14 protein-coding genes are annotated in these 16,734 nt (G+C 40.4%); 7 read left to right on the top strand and 7 right to left on the bottom strand.

Annotation, left to right across the window (positions count from 1 at the left end):
• Positions 1-91: 91 nt before the first annotated feature.
• Positions 92-652 (top strand): DNA-3-methyladenine glycosylase I, encoded by a 561-nt coding sequence (locus tag K5Q58_RS13110; protein WP_220754380.1) that lies wholly within the window; start codon positions 92-94, stop codon positions 650-652.
• Positions 653-733: 81 nt separating this feature from the next.
• On the opposite strand, the gene K5Q58_RS13105 is transcribed toward K5Q58_RS13110, so the two are convergent.
• The 3 genes from K5Q58_RS13105 to tusA form a co-directional block, all read right to left on the bottom strand.
• Entirely contained in the window at positions 734-3,922 is a 3,189-nt protein-coding gene (locus K5Q58_RS13105; protein WP_220754379.1) for an amidohydrolase family protein, read from the bottom strand.
• 417 nt (positions 3,923-4,339) lie between these two features.
• Positions 4,340-4,780, bottom strand: coding sequence for an MOSC domain-containing protein (locus K5Q58_RS13100; protein WP_220754378.1), 441 nt, complete (start codon positions 4,778-4,780; stop codon positions 4,340-4,342).
• A gap of 2 nt (positions 4,781-4,782) precedes the next feature.
• Positions 4,783-5,028 carry a sulfurtransferase TusA gene (gene tusA / locus K5Q58_RS13095; protein WP_220754377.1) on the bottom strand — a complete coding sequence of 82 codons (246 nt, stop codon included), beginning with the start codon at positions 5,026-5,028 and terminating at the stop codon, positions 4,783-4,785.
• Between the two features lie 388 nt (positions 5,029-5,416).
• On the opposite strand from tusA, the gene K5Q58_RS13090 reads away from it, so the two are divergent.
• Positions 5,417-6,238, top strand: coding sequence for an HpaA family protein (locus K5Q58_RS13090; protein ID WP_220754376.1), 822 nt, complete (start codon positions 5,417-5,419; stop codon positions 6,236-6,238).
• Positions 6,239-6,302: 64 nt separating this feature from the next.
• Here K5Q58_RS13090 and fadA read toward each other — a convergent pair whose 3' ends face one another.
• Both fadA and fadB read right to left on the bottom strand, forming a co-directional pair.
• Positions 6,303-7,472, bottom strand: a complete 1,170-nt coding sequence (fadA, locus tag K5Q58_RS13085) for an acetyl-CoA C-acyltransferase FadA (protein ID WP_220754375.1) — start codon at positions 7,470-7,472, stop codon at positions 6,303-6,305.
• 22 nt (positions 7,473-7,494) lie between these two features.
• Entirely contained in the window at positions 7,495-9,645 is a 2,151-nt protein-coding gene (gene fadB / locus K5Q58_RS13080) for a fatty acid oxidation complex subunit alpha FadB (protein WP_220754374.1), read from the bottom strand.
• Between the two features lie 260 nt (positions 9,646-9,905).
• On the opposite strand from fadB, the gene pepQ reads away from it, so the two are divergent.
• The 4 genes from pepQ (at position 9,906) to hemG (K5Q58_RS13060) (ending at position 13,961) form a co-directional block, all read left to right on the top strand.
• Complete coding sequence (gene pepQ, locus K5Q58_RS13075) at positions 9,906-11,228, top strand: Xaa-Pro dipeptidase (RefSeq protein ID WP_220754373.1); 1,323 nt, start codon at positions 9,906-9,908, stop codon at positions 11,226-11,228.
• The gene (locus tag K5Q58_RS13070) at positions 11,221-11,835 is read left to right on the top strand and encodes a YigZ family protein (RefSeq protein WP_220754372.1); all 615 of its coding nucleotides are present in this window, start codon (positions 11,221-11,223) and stop codon (positions 11,833-11,835) included. Before pepQ ends, K5Q58_RS13070 begins: the two co-directional genes overlap by 8 nt.
• A gap of 92 nt (positions 11,836-11,927) precedes the next feature.
• The gene (locus K5Q58_RS13065) at positions 11,928-13,385 is read left to right on the top strand and encodes a TrkH family potassium uptake protein (protein WP_220754371.1); all 1,458 of its coding nucleotides are present in this window, start codon (positions 11,928-11,930) and stop codon (positions 13,383-13,385) included.
• A gap of 48 nt (positions 13,386-13,433) precedes the next feature.
• Positions 13,434-13,961, top strand: coding sequence for a menaquinone-dependent protoporphyrinogen IX dehydrogenase (hemG, locus tag K5Q58_RS13060; RefSeq protein ID WP_220754370.1), 528 nt, complete (start codon positions 13,434-13,436; stop codon positions 13,959-13,961).
• 74 nt (positions 13,962-14,035) lie between these two features.
• Here hemG (K5Q58_RS13060) and K5Q58_RS13055 read toward each other — a convergent pair whose 3' ends face one another.
• Positions 14,036-14,344: a metalloregulator ArsR/SmtB family transcription factor gene (locus K5Q58_RS13055; protein WP_220754369.1), complete on the bottom strand. Its 309-nt coding sequence runs from the start codon at positions 14,342-14,344 to the stop codon at positions 14,036-14,038.
• A 185-nt stretch (positions 14,345-14,529) separates the two neighbouring features.
• On the opposite strand from K5Q58_RS13055, the gene hemG (K5Q58_RS13050) reads away from it, so the two are divergent.
• On the top strand, positions 14,530-15,084 hold the full coding sequence (gene hemG, locus K5Q58_RS13050) for a menaquinone-dependent protoporphyrinogen IX dehydrogenase (protein ID WP_220754368.1): 555 nt from the start codon (positions 14,530-14,532) through the stop codon (positions 15,082-15,084).
• A 201-nt stretch (positions 15,085-15,285) separates the two neighbouring features.
• Here hemG (K5Q58_RS13050) and K5Q58_RS13045 read toward each other — a convergent pair whose 3' ends face one another.
• Positions 15,286-16,728 carry a TrkH family potassium uptake protein gene (locus K5Q58_RS13045; RefSeq protein WP_220754367.1) on the bottom strand — a complete coding sequence of 481 codons (1,443 nt, stop codon included), beginning with the start codon at positions 16,726-16,728 and terminating at the stop codon, positions 15,286-15,288.
• Positions 16,729-16,734: the final 6 nt, after the last annotated feature.

The raw sequence follows: 16,734 nt of genomic DNA, 5'->3' as shown, positions 1-16,734 counted from the left end.
ATAGAAAATGGTTTTGATTATACCTTGTAGATTAATACAGATGTAGGTTATTTTTTAACGTAGAGACTAAAAATTGAAATGGGCAATACAAATGGATCAGAAACGTTGTGCTTGGTTAAGTAATGACTCTCTTTATATCGATTATCACGATAATGTTTGGGGAAGGCCAGTTTATGATTCTATCGAGCTATTTGAGAAGTTATGCCTTGATGGACAGCAAGCGGGACTGTCATGGATTACCATTTTAAAAAAGCAGCATAATTACCAAGCTTTGTTCGCCAATTTTGACCCTAAGATTATTGCTACTTTTGACGATGAGAAAGTAGAACAACTGCTGTTAAATCCAGGGATTGTTAGAAATCGTTTGAAGGTCAATTCTATAATTATAAATGCTAAAGCATATTTGGCCTTTGTAGATGCAGGCAATGACTTCTCTACTTTCTTATGGGATTTCGTTGGTGGTAAGCCTAAGGTTAATCATTTCAGTTCAATGTCAGAAGTTCCAGCACAAACTGTTGAATCAGAAGCGATGTCAAAAGCACTTAAAAAGCTCGGCTTTAACTTTGTTGGACCAACGATTTGTTATGCATTTATGCAAGCGGTAGGTATGGTTAACGATCATACAACAGATTGTTTTCGCTATGGAAAGTGATATTTAAAATATGTCACTAGTAATAAAAAAAGGGATGTTCCACGTGGAACATCCCTTTTAAATTAATAGCTACAGGTTAAGCTATTTAACAGTTTCAAAGAAAAATGGCTTACGTTTTATCTCTTCACCATTTAACTGATCCATGGTTTCAGCGTTATATAATTTACCGTTAGCCATAGTGTAAGTGACTTTATCCGTAGTGCGAATATCTTCTAATGGATTGCCATCAATGACAATTAAGTCAGCCAATTTACCTGCTTTAATTGAACCTATTTGATGGTCCATACCAAAGGTTTTAGCTGGATTAATCGTAGCTGTTTTAAGTACGTCCATATTGCTCATACCACCTTGGGCAAACATCCACATTTCCCAATGTGCGGCTAAGCCTTCACGTTGACCATGAGCACCGATATTTGGATGGATTCCAATGTCATTAAGTTCATTGGCTACACGAGCAACATTGAAATGATTGTAATGCGCATCTGGTGCTTTAGTTCTGCGCATCGAACGAGCATTCAATATATCACTTGGTACATACATGCTTAGGCGAGGGTGAGCCCAAACATCGGTCTTATCATACCAATAGTGTTCACCTGAAATACCACCGTAGGCAACAACTAGAGTAGGTGTATAGGCAACTTCTGTTTGACTCCAAAACTGCTTAATATCACTGTAGATTGAACCAGCAGGAAGTGAATGCTCGATAGTTGTATGACCATCAGCAATCATTGATAAGTTATGTTGTAGTAAGCTTCCGCCTTCAGGCACAACCATCATTTCTAATTCACGTGCAGCTTGAATGACTTGTTGACGTTGGTTACGACGTGGTTGGTTATAACTCTTCACACTAAAAGCACCGACTTTCTTTAATCGCTCTAAGTGAAATTTAGCATCATCTAACGAGTCGACATGAGACGTATATCCTGGAGCATTTGCACCATATAGAATGGTACCCGTTGAGAATATACGTGGGCCGACAATATTGCCTGCCTTTTGCTGCTCAGATGCTGCAAAGATTTCAGTCGTATCATTTGATGGATCATGAATTGCTGTAACGCCTAACGATAGACCAGAGTATAACTGCCAGTTTTGTTGAGGTATGATTTCATCGTCAGCTTGACCACCATGAGCGTGAGCATCGAATAAACCAGGCATCAAAGTTTTACCTTTAATATCGATAACCTGTGCACCTTTCGGTATGGTTACGCTAGCATCACCAACACTAACAATCTTATTGTCAGTAACGATGACTACACCATTTTCAATGACTTGATCATTTTCCATGGTAATAACTTTACCGCCAACAAAGGCGATTGTTCCACGTGGAACATCTGCCTTTTCTTTAAAACCAATAGCAGTGACTGTTGGTTTTATTTCATCTTCAGTCTTAGCATATTGAGTATCAACAGCGGCTTGATATAAGTCAGGCCCAAGAGTCCAATAAAGTTCATTGCTCTTATTATTCCAACTTATGCTCTCGCCAGCACGGACACTTAATTGAGTTACAGGAAGGTTGGTTGCTTTAGGGCTTATACGAACCGTTTCACCGTGCTTAGCAAATGGAGTAACGTAAACACGGAAACGTTCAGAGAAAGCTAAATGTTCACCGTTAGGCGATACACGAAACTCTGTTGCATGTTCACTGGTGTAATGGGTGCGTTTTTCGAAGCCGTCTAAGCTAATTGACGATAGTTCAGGTGTCTCACCATAATCCATAAAGAAAACACGTTTTGAATCTGCACCGAACTGAGGTTGGTAGCCACTAGCTGTAATTTTGATGTTTTTCTTTTTCTTTATATCAACTTTATACAAACCAGGCTCTTGCGACCAAGTTCGAGGTGTCACGTATCCGCCTTTAGCTTTACGGTATACAACAACTTTGCCATCAGGAGAAAAGGTTGGCTCTACATATTTACCCGGCTCGCTGGTCAATTCTTTACTGCGTCCGCCTTTAGCACTAACAATGCTGACAGTTCCTTGGTCTTGATCATTCCAAGTTGTAAATACAATATTTTTCCCATCGCGAGACCATTGTGGGAAAAGCTCATTAATATCGTCATCTAAACGAGTTAAACGTTTTTGTTTACCATCTTCAATGTCACGGATCCAAAGTTTACCTAATGCTTCAAATACTACCTTTTCGCCATTAGGTGATACTTGCGCCATACGCAGCATTTTTACATCAAACTCGTCTTGGTCAAGGTTTTGAGTAAAGCGTACAGAAGGTTGGACATCCAGTTCTGTTTTGACGGAGAAAGGAATATTCTCAACTTCTTGGTCCTCAACGTTTAGTTTGTTTATTTTACCTTTGGCCCAGAAAACAATCTCTTCATTGTCTTGTGTCCATGACATGGTTGGGTAAACGCCGTGAATAGCCCATGTTTCTTGCATGTCGCGGTCAAGGTCACCGTAAAGTTTAGTATGTTTACCTGACTTTAAGTCCAGTAAATACAGTGTTGATTGGAAACCATCGCGCTTGATGTAAGCGAGTTTAGTTCCATCTGGACTTGGCGTTGGGCGAATTGCACCACCAGTGCCTTCAATTAATACTTCAATATCACCGGTTTGAGTATCGTAGCGCTTAATTTTATAAATGCCTTTAACCGAATCTTTTGAGTAGTGGAATGTTTTACCCGGTGTAGCATCTTGGCTGAAGTAGATATATCGGCCATCAGGCGAATAAGCTGGCTCACCTAAATCTTTTTGATCATTAGGGCGTTCAGTTAATTTAACACCTTCACCACCAGCTACGTGATACATCCAAACTTCACCAGCACCTAAGCTTCGGCTTGCAGTAAAGTGTTTACGTGCAACCAAGTATTGTGAGTCAGGGCTCCATGCGGGGCTGTTTAATAAACGGAATGTTTCAGAGGTTACTGCACGTTGATTGCTACCATCAGCATTCATTACCCAAATATTATCGCCGCCGTCTTCATCAGATGTGAACGCTATTTGCTTTCCATCTGGGCTGTAGACAGGTTGCATTTGCCAAGCAATTCCAGAAGCTAGCTTTTTTGCTTCCCCGCCACTGATTGGCATTTGGTATATGTCACCTAGTAAATCAAACACAATGGTTTTCCCGTCAGGAGAAACACTGATATTCATCCACGTGCCTTCGGTAACATCAATCTGTAGTTTTTCTAAAGGTGCGTTTGCAGGAGCGTTAACTTGCCATTTTTCAGTTTCTTCTGTGGCGTTAACAGCAAGCGAAGCACTGGCTAAACTCAGCGCCATCGCGGTATAGAGTGGTTTTATTTTTGAGGTAAACATGCACAGTCCGTTATTATGATTATCGTTATAGGTAGAGTTACACTTTTATCAATTGAGTGTTGTTTGATAGTTAAAAAACTGATGATATTTATCGCACATATTTGGCAATAACTAAACATTTATTCTGTTTCAAATGATGACAGTCATAGGTGGGGTAAATCAAAAAGCCGACTTTAGAAGATTCAGTTACTTGGTTTCGTTTGGGCAAAGTTTTATATTTGGCAAGTAACAAAAAAACTTGTTAAGTACTGCCAAGATAAGCAGCCTTTTTAGGCGATGTGTCTATGTTACTTCTGAAGTGTAATTTATAAGAAATATTATTGCTCTAGAATGGAGTACTTACGATCTATATTTTGTAATAAGTTGCAGCATAAAAATGGGGTAGATTTATATGCCTCTTCAAAGAGGCATCCTAGGCTAGGTAATCGTTACTTTATCATCAACCTGAATTAAGCCTTCACTGACAACTTTACAGGTTACGCCACCACGCCAGTATGGTTGTAGCGCTTTCTCTAATCCAGAATGAGCCATTTCCATCTTGGCGCAAGGATCTGTTTCACCAGTGATAAGTAAGGTCACATCATTACCAATAGAAATGTGTTTACCTACATCTGCAACGCTAAATTGATAGTTATCTATTAAAATATTAGCGCGGCGAGTTAGCCAATCTAAATCAGCTTTAATTTCCTGACAAGCTGTTTGCCATTGTTCTAATGACATCACAGTGACTTGACGCTTACCTGGACGACCAAATACATCATTTTCAACACCTTTGAGCAGGCTTACGTTGGCGCAAAATACTGGATTCATTTGGCCTTTTTTTGCGGTTTTGTAAGCAATAGCTTTGAGTGTCGACATGATTAAAGTCCTTTTTTGATCATATATTTATATGGCGTTTGTTCAGTGTCACTTGCAATCAGTGTGTGATCCATAAATTCACAAAAACTTGGGATATCTCTGGTAGTTGCAGGGTCGTCAGCAGTGATCAACAAGGTTTCACCTTCAGCCATTTTCCGGACTGTTTTACGGATCATCATTACAGGTTCTGGACAACGCAAACCAAGTGCATCTAGGTGATGCTCTGCTGTAGAAAAAATTTCGCTCATACCAACTCTTATATACGACTGACTGACATTAATTGCGCTAATTTTACTCTGCTTAATGAGTGTTGCAAGTGGCTATCTTAGGCTTTATTAGTATTTCGTGAACTAAGACAGCATGTTCCACGTGAAACATGCTTTTTAGCTATTGATACAAATTGTTTCGTTTTTGTTTGCTATCACTTAATGGTGGGTGATACGGGATTTAATTTTATTCATTCGTGATTTTTTGGATATATTAATCAAACTCGATAAATATATAGAGTTTTACACTTTATGGTGTGTCATAAGTGTATGAATTTTATGTGTTAAATATAATGCTCGCCTATAAGTGTTAATGGTTGTGATGTAATATGTCATCTGCTTGTTATTTTAAAATAAAGGAATATATTTCATGAAAAAATTAGTTTTAACTCTAGCGGTATTATCACTTACTGCTTGCTCTGCAATTCCAGTAAAAAAGGAATCTGGAGTCGTAGATACAAATTTTGATTTTGGTGCACAACAAGAATCTGTCGATAAGAAAATTGCAATAGTTAAGCCTGGGGGCGCATTTACTGCCTATGAGCAGCGTACTACAACTCAAAGTCCATTTGGAATAGTACAATCAAGTCCTCGTTCTAATGATTTTGTGAATATTCGTGGTCAATATAATGAAAAGGTAAGAAGTGCATTCCAAAATGGTGTTGAAACTCTAATCACACGTAAAGGTTTCACCTATTCTGGTCCGTATGAAACTTTTGATGAGATAACCTATGGTGACAAGAAGAATAGTTATTTAGCTATTGTCCCTCAGTTCGATATAAAAGTCGGTAAAGCAAATGTTAATACCAAGTCTTTTTCTTCTTATGCACAAGAAACTGGCACGATAAGCATTGATGGATCATTTATCATAAAGTTTATTGAACCATTAACTGGTCAAGTTATGTCGCAAAAAAGAGTAGACTTAACAAAGTTAAATATCTCTGAGGAATACATAACTCAATGGGAAACGAAAGCTGGTGGTAATGGTATTATCGCGGGGGCTATAGGTGGGGCTATGAAGCATGCTAGCAAGCCAGATGTTTTAGTCGATAATGTTGGAAAGGCTTATGCCGATGCAATGACTAAGTTTTATCAAGGCTCTATGAAACAATTAAAAAAGTATGTTTCAGCGGAAGAAATTCAAAGTTTTGAAGCAGATATTCGTGAGTTAAAAGCTATTAAGCGTTACTAATATTGATATTACAAAAAAAGCCGTATCACGAGATGTGATACGGCTTTTTATTTATATTTAAATTTTAGCTTTCAACGCGCTCAAAAATAGTCGCAATACCTTGGCCTAAACCAATACACATAGTTGCAAGACCATATTTCGCATCTTTAGCTTCCATCAAGTTAATCAAGGTCGTTGAAATACGAGTACCTGAACAACCTAATGGGTGACCTAATGCAATTGCGCCGCCATTTAAGTTCACTTTCTCATCAACCACATCGGTTAGACCTAAGTCTTTAACACATGGAAGAGACTGAGCAGCGAACGCTTCGTTCAACTCAATTACGTCCATATCATCAATGTTAAGACCTGCACGAGCCAGAGCTTTCTTCGTTGCAGGAACTGGGCCGTAACCCATGATTGCAGCATCACAACCGGCAACAGCCATTGAACGGATGCGAGCACGAATAGGTAGGCCTAGTGCTTTGGCTTTTTCTTCTTCCATAACTAACATTGCAGAAGCGCCATCAGATAAAGCTGAAGAAGTACCAGCTGTTACTGTACCGTTAGCTGGGTCAAACGCAGGGCGCAATCCAGATAAAGATTCAAGTGACGTTTCTGGGCGGATAACTTCATCGTGAGTCACCTTGATTAGTGCACCATTAGCATCGTGACCTTCAACCGGTACGATCTCACTATCAAAACGACCTTCAACAGTTGCCGCATGGGCACGTTGATGTGAACGCACAGCAAATGCATCTTGTTGCTCACGAGTAATTCCATACATTTTGCCAAGCATTTCAGCGGTTAAACCCATCATACCTGAGGCTTTAGCAACGTTACTTGCAAGACCTGGATGGAAGTCTACGCCATGGTTCATTGGTACGTGACCCATATGCTCAACACCACCGACGATGAAGGTGTCGCCTTGACCTGTCATGATGGCGCGAGTGGCTTGGTGAAGCGCATCCATTGATGAACCACATAAACGGTTTACGGTTACAGCACCGGCTGATTTTGGAATCCCAGCCAATAACGCAGCATTACGTGCGATATTAAAACCTTGTTCCAAAGTTTGTTGCACACAACCCCAGATAACATCTTCGATGTCATTTGGATCAAGTTTACTGTTGCGGCTTAATAATGATTTCATTAGTTCAGCAGAAAGAGTTTCTGCTCGTACATTTCTAAATACTCCAGCCTTAGAGCGGCCCATCGGAGTACGAATGCAGTCGACGATTACAGCGTTTTTCATGATGTTATTCCTTTACTGCTGATTAGGCTGGGTAGTATGTGCCGTTAGTAGCTGCAAGCTCGCGCATTGCGTCAGTCACTTGATATAGGCCACCTAAGTGTGCAAATTTGTCAGCCATTGCGACAAAGTTAGCGACACCCATAGTATCTAAGTAACGGAATACACCGCCTCTAAATGGTGGGAAACCAATACCGTAAACAAGGCCCATATCGCCTTCAGCTGGAGAAGCAATAATGCCTTCTTCTAAACAGCGAACCGTTTCGATAACCATAGGGATCATACAGCGTGCGATAATCTCATCAGTTTCAAAGTCTTTTAGTTCACCAAATTCTTTACCAAGCAACTCGTAGCTTGTTGGATCTAAATCTTTTTTCGGTTTTCCGCGACGGTCAACAGAGTAAGAGTAGAAACCTTTAGTGTTCTTCTGGCCAAAACGTTGGCTTTCAAACATGATATCGATAGCATCTTTACCATTCTTACCCATGCGATCTGGGAAGCCTTCAGCCATGACTGCTTGTGCATGATGTCCTGTATCTAAACCAACAACATCAAGTAAGTAAGCAGGACCCATTGGCCAACCGAACTGCTTCTCCATCACTTTATCGACTTTAGCAAAGTCAGCACCATCGGCTAATAAGCCACTGAAACCTGCAAAGTATGGGAACAATACGCGGTTAACGAAGAAGCCTGGGCAATCGTTAACAACGATGGGTGTTTTACCCATTTTGCTCGCGTAAGCGACAACAGAAGCAATGGTTTCTTCAGATGAATTCTCGCCACGAATAACTTCAACCAAAGGCATTTTATGCACAGGGTTAAAGAAGTGCATGCCACAAAAACGCTCAGGTTTTTTCATGCTTTTCGCTAGTAGGTTAATTGAAATGGTCGAGGTGTTTGATGCGATGATGGCGTCATCAGCAACATACTGTTCAACTTCAGCAAGTACAGATGCTTTAACTTTTGGATGCTCAACAACGGCTTCAACGACAACGTCAGCATCTTTAACTGGCGCGTAATCTAAAGCTGGAGTGATGTTATTAAGAACCGCAGCCATTTTAGCTGGAGTAGAGCGGCCACGTTTAACTTGTGCAGTTAACAATTTAGCAGCTTCGCCTAAGCCTAAATCTAACGCAGGCTGTGCGATGTCTTTCATAACAATCGGTGTGCCTTTACTTGCGCTTTGGTAAGCAATACCGCCGCCCATGATGCCAGCACCTAGTACGGCTGCATTGTTTACTTTCTTAGCAAGCTTGCCTGCTTTTTTAGCTTTACCTTTTACAAATTGATCATTTAAGAAAATACCAATCAGTGAGGTTGCTACTTCAGTTTTTGCTAACTTGATGAATGCTTTGTTTTCAACTTTTAGTGCTTCAGCGCGGTCAAGTGTTGCTGCTTGCTCAATGACGCTAACAGCCATCATTGGTGCTGGGTAATGTTTGCCTGCAACTTTGAATACCATGCCTTTAGCTGTGGCGAATGACATCATTGCTTCAAGCTTAGGTAAGGTTAATGCCTTAAGCTTGCGATTACGACGAGACTGCCAATCAAGCTTTTCAGCAATAGCATCTTTAAGCATTTGCAATGCTGCTGCTTCTAAATTCTCTGGAGCCACTACAGCGTCAATTGCGCCAACTTTTAATGCAGCTTCAGGACGTTGGTCTTTACCTGTGGTAATCCACTCAAGAGCGTTATCTGCACCAATTACACGAGGTAAACGAACTGTGCCACCAAAACCAGGAATAAGACCTAACTTGGTTTCTGGTAAGCCGATACGAGCATTGGTATCTGCGATACGTAAGTCAGTAGCAAGAATGGCTTCACAACCACCACCAAGTGCAAACCCGTTAACAGCAGAAGCTGTTGGGAAAGGTAAGTCTTCAAGTTTATCAAATACCGCACTAGCTTGTTCAACCCAAGCTAATAGTGTTGCATCATCTAGTTCGAACAAACCTAGGAATTCAGTAATATCGGCACCAACAATAAAGGTACTCTTACCTGATGTTAGTAATAAACCTTGAATGCTAGTGTTTTGCTTGATGCTTTCAAGAGCAGCATCTAATGAAGAGAGAGTTTCTTTATCGAATTTGTTAACTGAGCCAGGTGCATCGAAACACAACTTGGCAATGTTATCCTCTAATAACTCTACTTGAATTGTAGGACTTTGGTAGATCATTGCTTGCTTCCTTTTTGCTAAAAGCGACTTCCACATCACAATTACTGTGTTGTTATTTAGCTTTGATATCTAGCTTTTTATCACAGCAGCGACGGCCATCATTTGACCAGTTGCCAAACAGTGTGCGACGAAATGAGACAAATTACAACACTCAATTTAAACGGACGTTTAAATTTTTATCTGCTGGAGGCATTTTTGCCCTTTGTGATACACTTCACAGGTTCTTAAACAAGAAAAATAACACCACAGGGATAGCAAAAATGGATCAGCTAGCTAATTTTTATCATGCGCACATTGCAGAATTAAATCGTCGGGTTGCCGAGATTGTCTCTCGAGAACAACTTGCTGGTTTGGTGATACATTCCGGTCAGGATCATCGACAGTTTTTAGATGATTTAAGCTACCCGTTTAAAGTTAATCCTCAATTTAAAGCTTGGTTGCCTGTATTGGATAACCCTAATTGTTGGATTGTGGCCAACGGCACTGATAAACCACAATTAATATTTTATCGTCCAGTCGATTTTTGGCATAAAGTCAGTGATGAGCCAAACGATTTTTGGGCTGAACATTTTGATATTAAACTACTTACTAAAGCTGACCGTGTTGCTGAGTTATTACCTAATAATATTGCGGACTGGGCTTACTTAGGTGAACATCTTGATGTCGCTGAAGTATTAGGAATGAGCAGACGTAACCCCGATTCAGTTTTAAATTACTTACATTATCACCGTGCAGATAAAACTCAGTATGAATTAGAGTGCCTTCGCCGTGCTAACCAAATTGCAGTAAAAGGGCACCTAGCTGCTAAGAATGCCTTTTATAATGGTGGTAGTGAGTTTGAAATCCAGCAGCAATATTTATCGGCGATTGGCCAAACCGAAAATGAAGTGCCATATGGCAATATTGTTGCCCTTAATCAAAATGCTGCCATTTTGCATTACACCGCACTTGAGCATCAAATTCCGTCTCCACGGTTATCATTTTTGATTGATGCTGGGGCTAACTATAATGGTTATGCATCAGATATCACTCGAACTTATTCGTTTGAGAAAAACCGCTTTTATGAACTCATTGTAGAAATGAACAAGATGCAGCTGGCCATTGTCGATATGATGAAACCAGGGGTTAAATATACCGATCTTCATTTAACTACTCATGCCAAATTAGCTGAATTAATGTTGGAATTTAATTTAGCAACGGGTGATGCTCAGGGATTAGTAGAGCAAGGAATAACCAGCGTGTTCTTCCCTCATGGTTTAGGCCATATGCTTGGTTTACAGGTTCATGATATGGGCGGTTTTTTACTGGATGAACGTGGTACTCACATTCCTACTCCTGAAGGGCATCCATTCTTACGGTGTACTCGTGAAATACAAGCCAACCAAGTATTCACTATCGAGCCGGGTATTTATATTATTGATTCATTATTAGGCGAATTAAAAGCCGATCAGCGCCAATCACAAATAAACTGGGATACGGTTAATGAATTGCGTCCTTACGGCGGTATTCGTATTGAAGATAATGTTATTGTTCACCAAGATCACAATGAAAATATGACTCGAGAGCTTGGCCTGATTGACTGAACAATACTTAATTCCTAATCAAGCACTGACGATTGAGGAAGATATCAAACACAGCCGCTTCATTACTGTGCTGTTCCACTGCATTAGTGAAGCTCAATTGAAGTGTGTACTTACTAACATAAAGAGCGAATACCCAGGAGCTAGCCATTACTGCTATGCTTTTGTGGCGTCCGATCCTCAAAATAGTATTGCTATCGGCAGCAGCGATGATGGTGAGCCAGCTGGTAGTGCTGGTAGGCCAATGTTAGCCACATTACAAGGTTCAGGTATTGGTGAAATTGGTGCTATCGTGGTGCGTTTTTTTGGTGGTACTAAACTTGGGGTTGGCGGTTTAGTCCGTGCTTATTCCTCAGGGATCAAATCGGGTTTAACCGAACTGTCGACAGTCACCAAGTACATTCGTTATGCTTCTTCTTTGGTATGCAGTTACCCGCAACTTAATAATGTGGAATACCTGATCAATCAGTTTGACGGCATTATTATCAATAAAAACTTTACTGATGCGATAGAAATCGAATTCGAAATAGCAAAAGCATTTCATGATGATTTTAATCGAGAACTGGCGACCCAAACTCAAGGGCAGCTTAAGGCGAAGTTTAACGTTTGATGGTTGGAAAAAGTATGCCAGAATATAAGGTTATATAACTGTGAAATTTACACGGTCTAAAACCAATGCCATGCAAACTAGTGCAATAATAAATGCAATATAAAACAATTATCAGAATAACCGGCTTGTTGATGGGATTATTTTCTATCACCATGTTGCCGCCAGCATTGGTTGCCATTCTTTATCAAGATGGCGGCGGCACTGCTTTTATTCAGGCATTTTGTGTTAGCTTATTTTTAGGCTTTTTATTGTGGTATCCCAACCGTCGTCAAAAGGGGGATTTGCGAACTCGCGAAGGCTTCCTTATTGTGGTGCTATTCTGGACCGTTCTTGGTTCCATTGGTGCACTGCCATTTATTTTCTCCACAGAGCCCAATCTCAGTTGGACTGACAGCTTTTTTGAATCCTTTTCCGCGTTAACCACTACTGGTGCAACAGTGATTGTTGGCCTCGATGACTTGCCTAAAGCCATTTTATTCTATCGTCATCTACTACAGTGGATGGGCGGCATGGGTATCATTGTGCTGGCGGTGGCTATTTTGCCGCTATTAGGTATTGGTGGGATGCAGCTATATAAAGCGGAAATCCCTGGACCTGTTAAAGACAGCAAGATGAAACCCAGGATTGCTGAAACAGCGAAAGCGCTTTGGTATATCTATCTATTATTAACCGTGGCTTGTGCAACTGCATTTTACTTTGCTGGTATGAGTGGTTTTGACGCTATTTGTCATTCATTTTCGACAATTGCCATTGGTGGTTTTTCGACTCACGATGCCAGTATCGGTTATTTTGATAGCCCACTGATTAACGTGATTTGTGCTGTATTCTTATTGATTGCTGCGGTGAATTTTAGTTTGCACTTTGCTGCTTTTAGTTGGCGCGGAATTAACTTTAAAGTTTACTTTCGTGATGCAGAATTTAAAGCATTAATCGGAATTCAATTAGCGTTAACAGCAATATGTTTTGCCACGCTTTATAGTTCGGGTATTTATGATACTCCAGAACAAACACTTGATTATGCTTTTTTCCAAGTGGTGTCAATTTCAACGACTGCGGGTTTTGGTACTGAAAGCTTTCATTCGTGGCCGCTGTTTTTGCCAATCTTATTGATCTTCTCTAGCTTTATTGGTGGTTGTGCCGGTTCTACTGGTGGCGGCATGAAAGTTATTCGCTTCGTGTTACTGCTGCTACAAGGTTCGCGCGAGATGAAACGGCTTATTCATCCAAAAGCCATGTATTCGATTCGAATTGGTGGTTCGGCATTGCCTGACCGTGTGATTGATGCGGTTTGGGGATTCTTCTCTGCTTATGCATTAGTGTTTGTGGTTTGTATGGTATTGCTAATGGCAATGGAGATGGATGCCATTACCGCATTTAGTGCCACAGCGGCCAGTATTAATAACTTAGGTCCAGGTTTAGGTGATGTTGCCAGTAACTATGCCAGTGTGACAGATGGTGCTAAATGGGTGCTAGTATTGGCGATGCTATTTGGTCGTCTTGAAGTGTTTACCTTGTTAGTGCTGTTTACGCCGACTTTTTGGAAAAACTAATTTATTTTTTCTTCACTGACAGGGAATGGCCATTTACAAGGAATTAAAATGTCGAACAACCTTATTATTTACTCAACCGTTGACGGTCAAACACTGGCAATATGCGAGAAGATAAAACAGCAATTAGAAATAACAGACGAGCAAGTGACAATAGCTTCCCTTGAGCAAGCTGACTCATTGGTATTAGAAAATTTTGATAAGATTTTAATTGGTGCGAGTATTCGTTATGGTAAGCATCGACCAGCATTATTTGAATTTATTACTCAGCATGCTGCGACTTTAGAGAAGGTTAACAGCGCTTTTTTTACTGTAAATGTTGTGGCAAGAAAGTCTGAGAAAAACACTCCAGAAACTAACCCCTACATGCAAAAGTTCTTAACGCTTTCTACTTGGAAACCTAAACTTCTGGGCGTGTTTGCTGGCAAAATTGATTACCCTAAATATCGAACCATCGACAGAGTCATGATTCGCTTTATTATGTGGATGACTAAAGGGCCCACCGATACCAAAGGTACCTATGAGTTTACTGATTGGCAAAAGGTGGATGAGTTTGCTAACGAGTTTAAGCTGCTCTAAACATTGAGTCTTTAGAAGGGGAAAGCTAGGCTTTGAGCTAGAGTCAAAGCCTGATACAGCAGAGAAAAAGCAAGCTACTTAGCGCAATATAAACGATGTAAAATGGAAATGACTTCGGTCACTTCTTCATTCTTCAATGTATAGTAAACATTTTGCGAGCTTTTACGAGTATTCACTAAATCTTGGGCTCGAATGACTGCAAGGTGTTGTGACAACGCTGATTGGCTTAGTGGCACCTTCTCGTTAAGCTCAGTCACGCTGTGTTCTTTGTCGAGTAATAAACACAAGATCATCAAACGATACGGGTTAGCAATAGCCTTTAGCCATTTGGCTGCCATTTCCGCACTACCTAACATCGAATCTACATCAATATTTTCAGACATCTATATACCTTACCTGACTATATACTTTAATTTATTACTTAATTGGCATCATACTGCTGGCTAACCCAGATCTCAATTTTATCGTTCAAATATATGAGTCATTTCTAATTTGTGATCAAAGAGCACGATTGAAATGGCTTTTTTTGCCACAATGATTGCCTATTAGAGCAACCATCGGTGTAAAAATGGCAAAAACATTAGTGATTTATTACTCAAGAGGCGGTCATACGGCGCAAATTAGTCGTGCGATAGCTGAGCAGATTGTACACAATGGTCATCAGTGTGATGTGGTCAATATTCTTGATAATAATCATGCTGACATTGATTGGGCTAGCTATGATGCAATTGCACTTGGTGCTTGCGTTCTTTATGGCTCTTACCATAAGTCAGTATTTGAATTTGTAACGCGCTATCAAGCTGAGTTAAGCAATAAACCGAATAGCTTCTTCTGTGTCAATGTGGTTGCTCGTAAACCAGAGAAACGTATTCCTGAGAATAATAAATATCTACAAAAGTTCATCGAGCTTTCGCCTTGGACACCACAAGATGTGAAGATTATTCCCGGAAAAGTTAATTACCCGTCTTGGACTTGGTATGACAGTTTAGCCATTCGTTTAATCATGAAAATGACCGATGGCCCGACCGATCCATCTACAGTGATTGATTACACTGATTGGGATGACGTCAAAGTTTATGCTGATCATGTTGTTAGCTTGATTAAGCCTGAAGCGGTGAGCTAAGACATTTTAGTCAAGCTTGTTCAAAAGCCGACTCAAAAGCTTTCTCAAAGATAATAAAGAAAAGTTGATAGGTGATGCTATAAAGGCGTCACCTTTTTATTGCCTGAAAGAAATAAAAAAGTAGTTGATAATACCACTGACACTGTTACTTAATGCGTGAATATCGAAACGTTAGTATTTCCAAAACTAGTACTTCCAAAGCTAGTATTTCCAGAACTTGGGCGCAAATAGCACTGCTACAGTAATTATCTCAAGTCTGCCTAATAACATCCCAAAGGCTAAAGCCCATTTCGCAATATCCGGCAAGCTAGAAAAGTTTCCTGCAGGACCGATAACAGGCCCCAATCCTGGCCCAACATTTGTTACAGCGGTGATAGCACCAGTAATACTGGTGATAGCATCTAAACCCGTTAACACTAAGATGGCTGTCAGTAATAAAATCATCAGTAGGAATAACATAATAAATGCCATTATTGAACGAATGATATCGTTATCGATAGTGCGACTGTTATAGCGTTTTTTAATTACGGCTTGTGGGTGAAACTGCTGAGTTAGTTGTTGGTACATGACCTTTATGGATATCTGAAAGCGGAATATTTTTATGCCACCAGATGTCGAGCCTGAGCAACTACCAACAAACATCAGAAATAAAAACGCTAGGCTAGCGAATGCTCCCCATGCTTGGTAATCCGTCAGACCATACCCCGTTGTTGTTACGACTGAAACGACATTGAAGCTAGAAAGCCTCAATGCATCTAGGTAATCCATATCGGACTTTAGCCATAACCAAGTGCCAAGGCCAATAGAGGCAAACGTAATAAACTTAATGAAGCCTTTTACTTGCTCATCGTTCCACACTTTAAATGAGCGCTGTTGAATCGCCTGAACGAACATTAATAAAGGTAATCCACCAGCCGCCATAAATAAAACACCTACCCAATGCGCAGTAGGGGTAAATGAAGACATTGAACTGTCGGAAGTTGAATAACCGCCCGTTGAAAGGGTGGTCATTGCATGATTAATCGCTTCAAACCAATGCATTCCCGACATGTGATAAGCCAAAGCACAAATGATTGTAAGTAACACATAGATTTTGAATAGGTGTTTAGCCATATGTTGGGTACGAGGGGTAGTTTTATCTCCCCAGTCGGAAGATTCTGTGCGAAATAAGCGCATACCACCGACATTGAGAAAGGGCAAAATAGCCACTGCCATGACGATAAAACCAATACCGCCGAGCCATTGTAATAATGAGCGCCAAATTAATATGCTGTGGTCCATGTCATCAAGCCCCGACAACACGGTTGAACCAGTAGTCGTAATGCCAGACATAGTTTCAAAAAAGGCGTCGGTATAGTTGATACCGTGATAAAGCGTAAAGGGTAATGCTGCAAATAAACTGACAATTAACCAGGTGATGGTGGTGAGAAAAAACATATCACGAATGTTGAGGTTAACGTGTTTCGTTCGCCCAGTTTGAATACAAAGAATGGCGACTAACCCGGTAAACAACCCGGACATCATAAAGTCACCGATGGTTTCTTCGTGGTAAAAAAGCGCAAAAGCCATTGGCACCAGCATGAAACCGGTGAGAATAGATAAAAATATACCAACGACAAATAGCAGCGGCTTTAAATTTAGCATGGGTCG

Source organism: Shewanella sp. KT0246, assembly GCF_019654955.1.
In the GTDB taxonomy this organism is placed as follows: Bacteria; Pseudomonadota; Gammaproteobacteria; order Enterobacterales; family Shewanellaceae; genus Shewanella; species Shewanella goraebulensis.
Note: the sequence above shows the minus strand (reverse complement) of the source record. Positions and strands in the feature narration are given on the sequence as shown.

Coding starts and splice junctions, on each gene's coding strand:
- K5Q58_RS13100 (WP_220754378.1), bottom strand. CDS start 4,780: ATGTCGACACTCAAAGCTATTGCTTACAAAACCGCAAAAAAAGGCCAA.
- K5Q58_RS13065 (WP_220754371.1), top strand. CDS start 11,928: ATGCAATATAAAACAATTATCAGAATAACCGGCTTGTTGATGGGATTA.
- hemG (WP_220754368.1), top strand. CDS start 14,530: ATGGCAAAAACATTAGTGATTTATTACTCAAGAGGCGGTCATACGGCG.
- K5Q58_RS13105 (WP_220754379.1), bottom strand. CDS start 3,922: ATGTTTACCTCAAAAATAAAACCACTCTATACCGCGATGGCGCTGAGT.
- hemG (WP_220754370.1), top strand. CDS start 13,434: ATGTCGAACAACCTTATTATTTACTCAACCGTTGACGGTCAAACACTG.
- fadA (WP_220754375.1), bottom strand. CDS start 7,472: ATGAAAAACGCTGTAATCGTCGACTGCATTCGTACTCCGATGGGCCGC.
- K5Q58_RS13055 (WP_220754369.1), bottom strand. CDS start 14,344: ATGTCTGAAAATATTGATGTAGATTCGATGTTAGGTAGTGCGGAAATG.
- K5Q58_RS13045 (WP_220754367.1), bottom strand. CDS start 16,728: ATGCTAAATTTAAAGCCGCTGCTATTTGTCGTTGGTATATTTTTATCT.
- fadB (WP_220754374.1), bottom strand. CDS start 9,645: ATGATCTACCAAAGTCCTACAATTCAAGTAGAGTTATTAGAGGATAAC.
- tusA (WP_220754377.1), bottom strand. CDS start 5,028: ATGAGCGAAATTTTTTCTACAGCAGAGCATCACCTAGATGCACTTGGT.
- pepQ (WP_220754373.1), top strand. CDS start 9,906: ATGGATCAGCTAGCTAATTTTTATCATGCGCACATTGCAGAATTAAAT.
- K5Q58_RS13090 (WP_220754376.1), top strand. CDS start 5,417: ATGAAAAAATTAGTTTTAACTCTAGCGGTATTATCACTTACTGCTTGC.
- K5Q58_RS13110 (WP_220754380.1), top strand. CDS start 92: ATGGATCAGAAACGTTGTGCTTGGTTAAGTAATGACTCTCTTTATATC.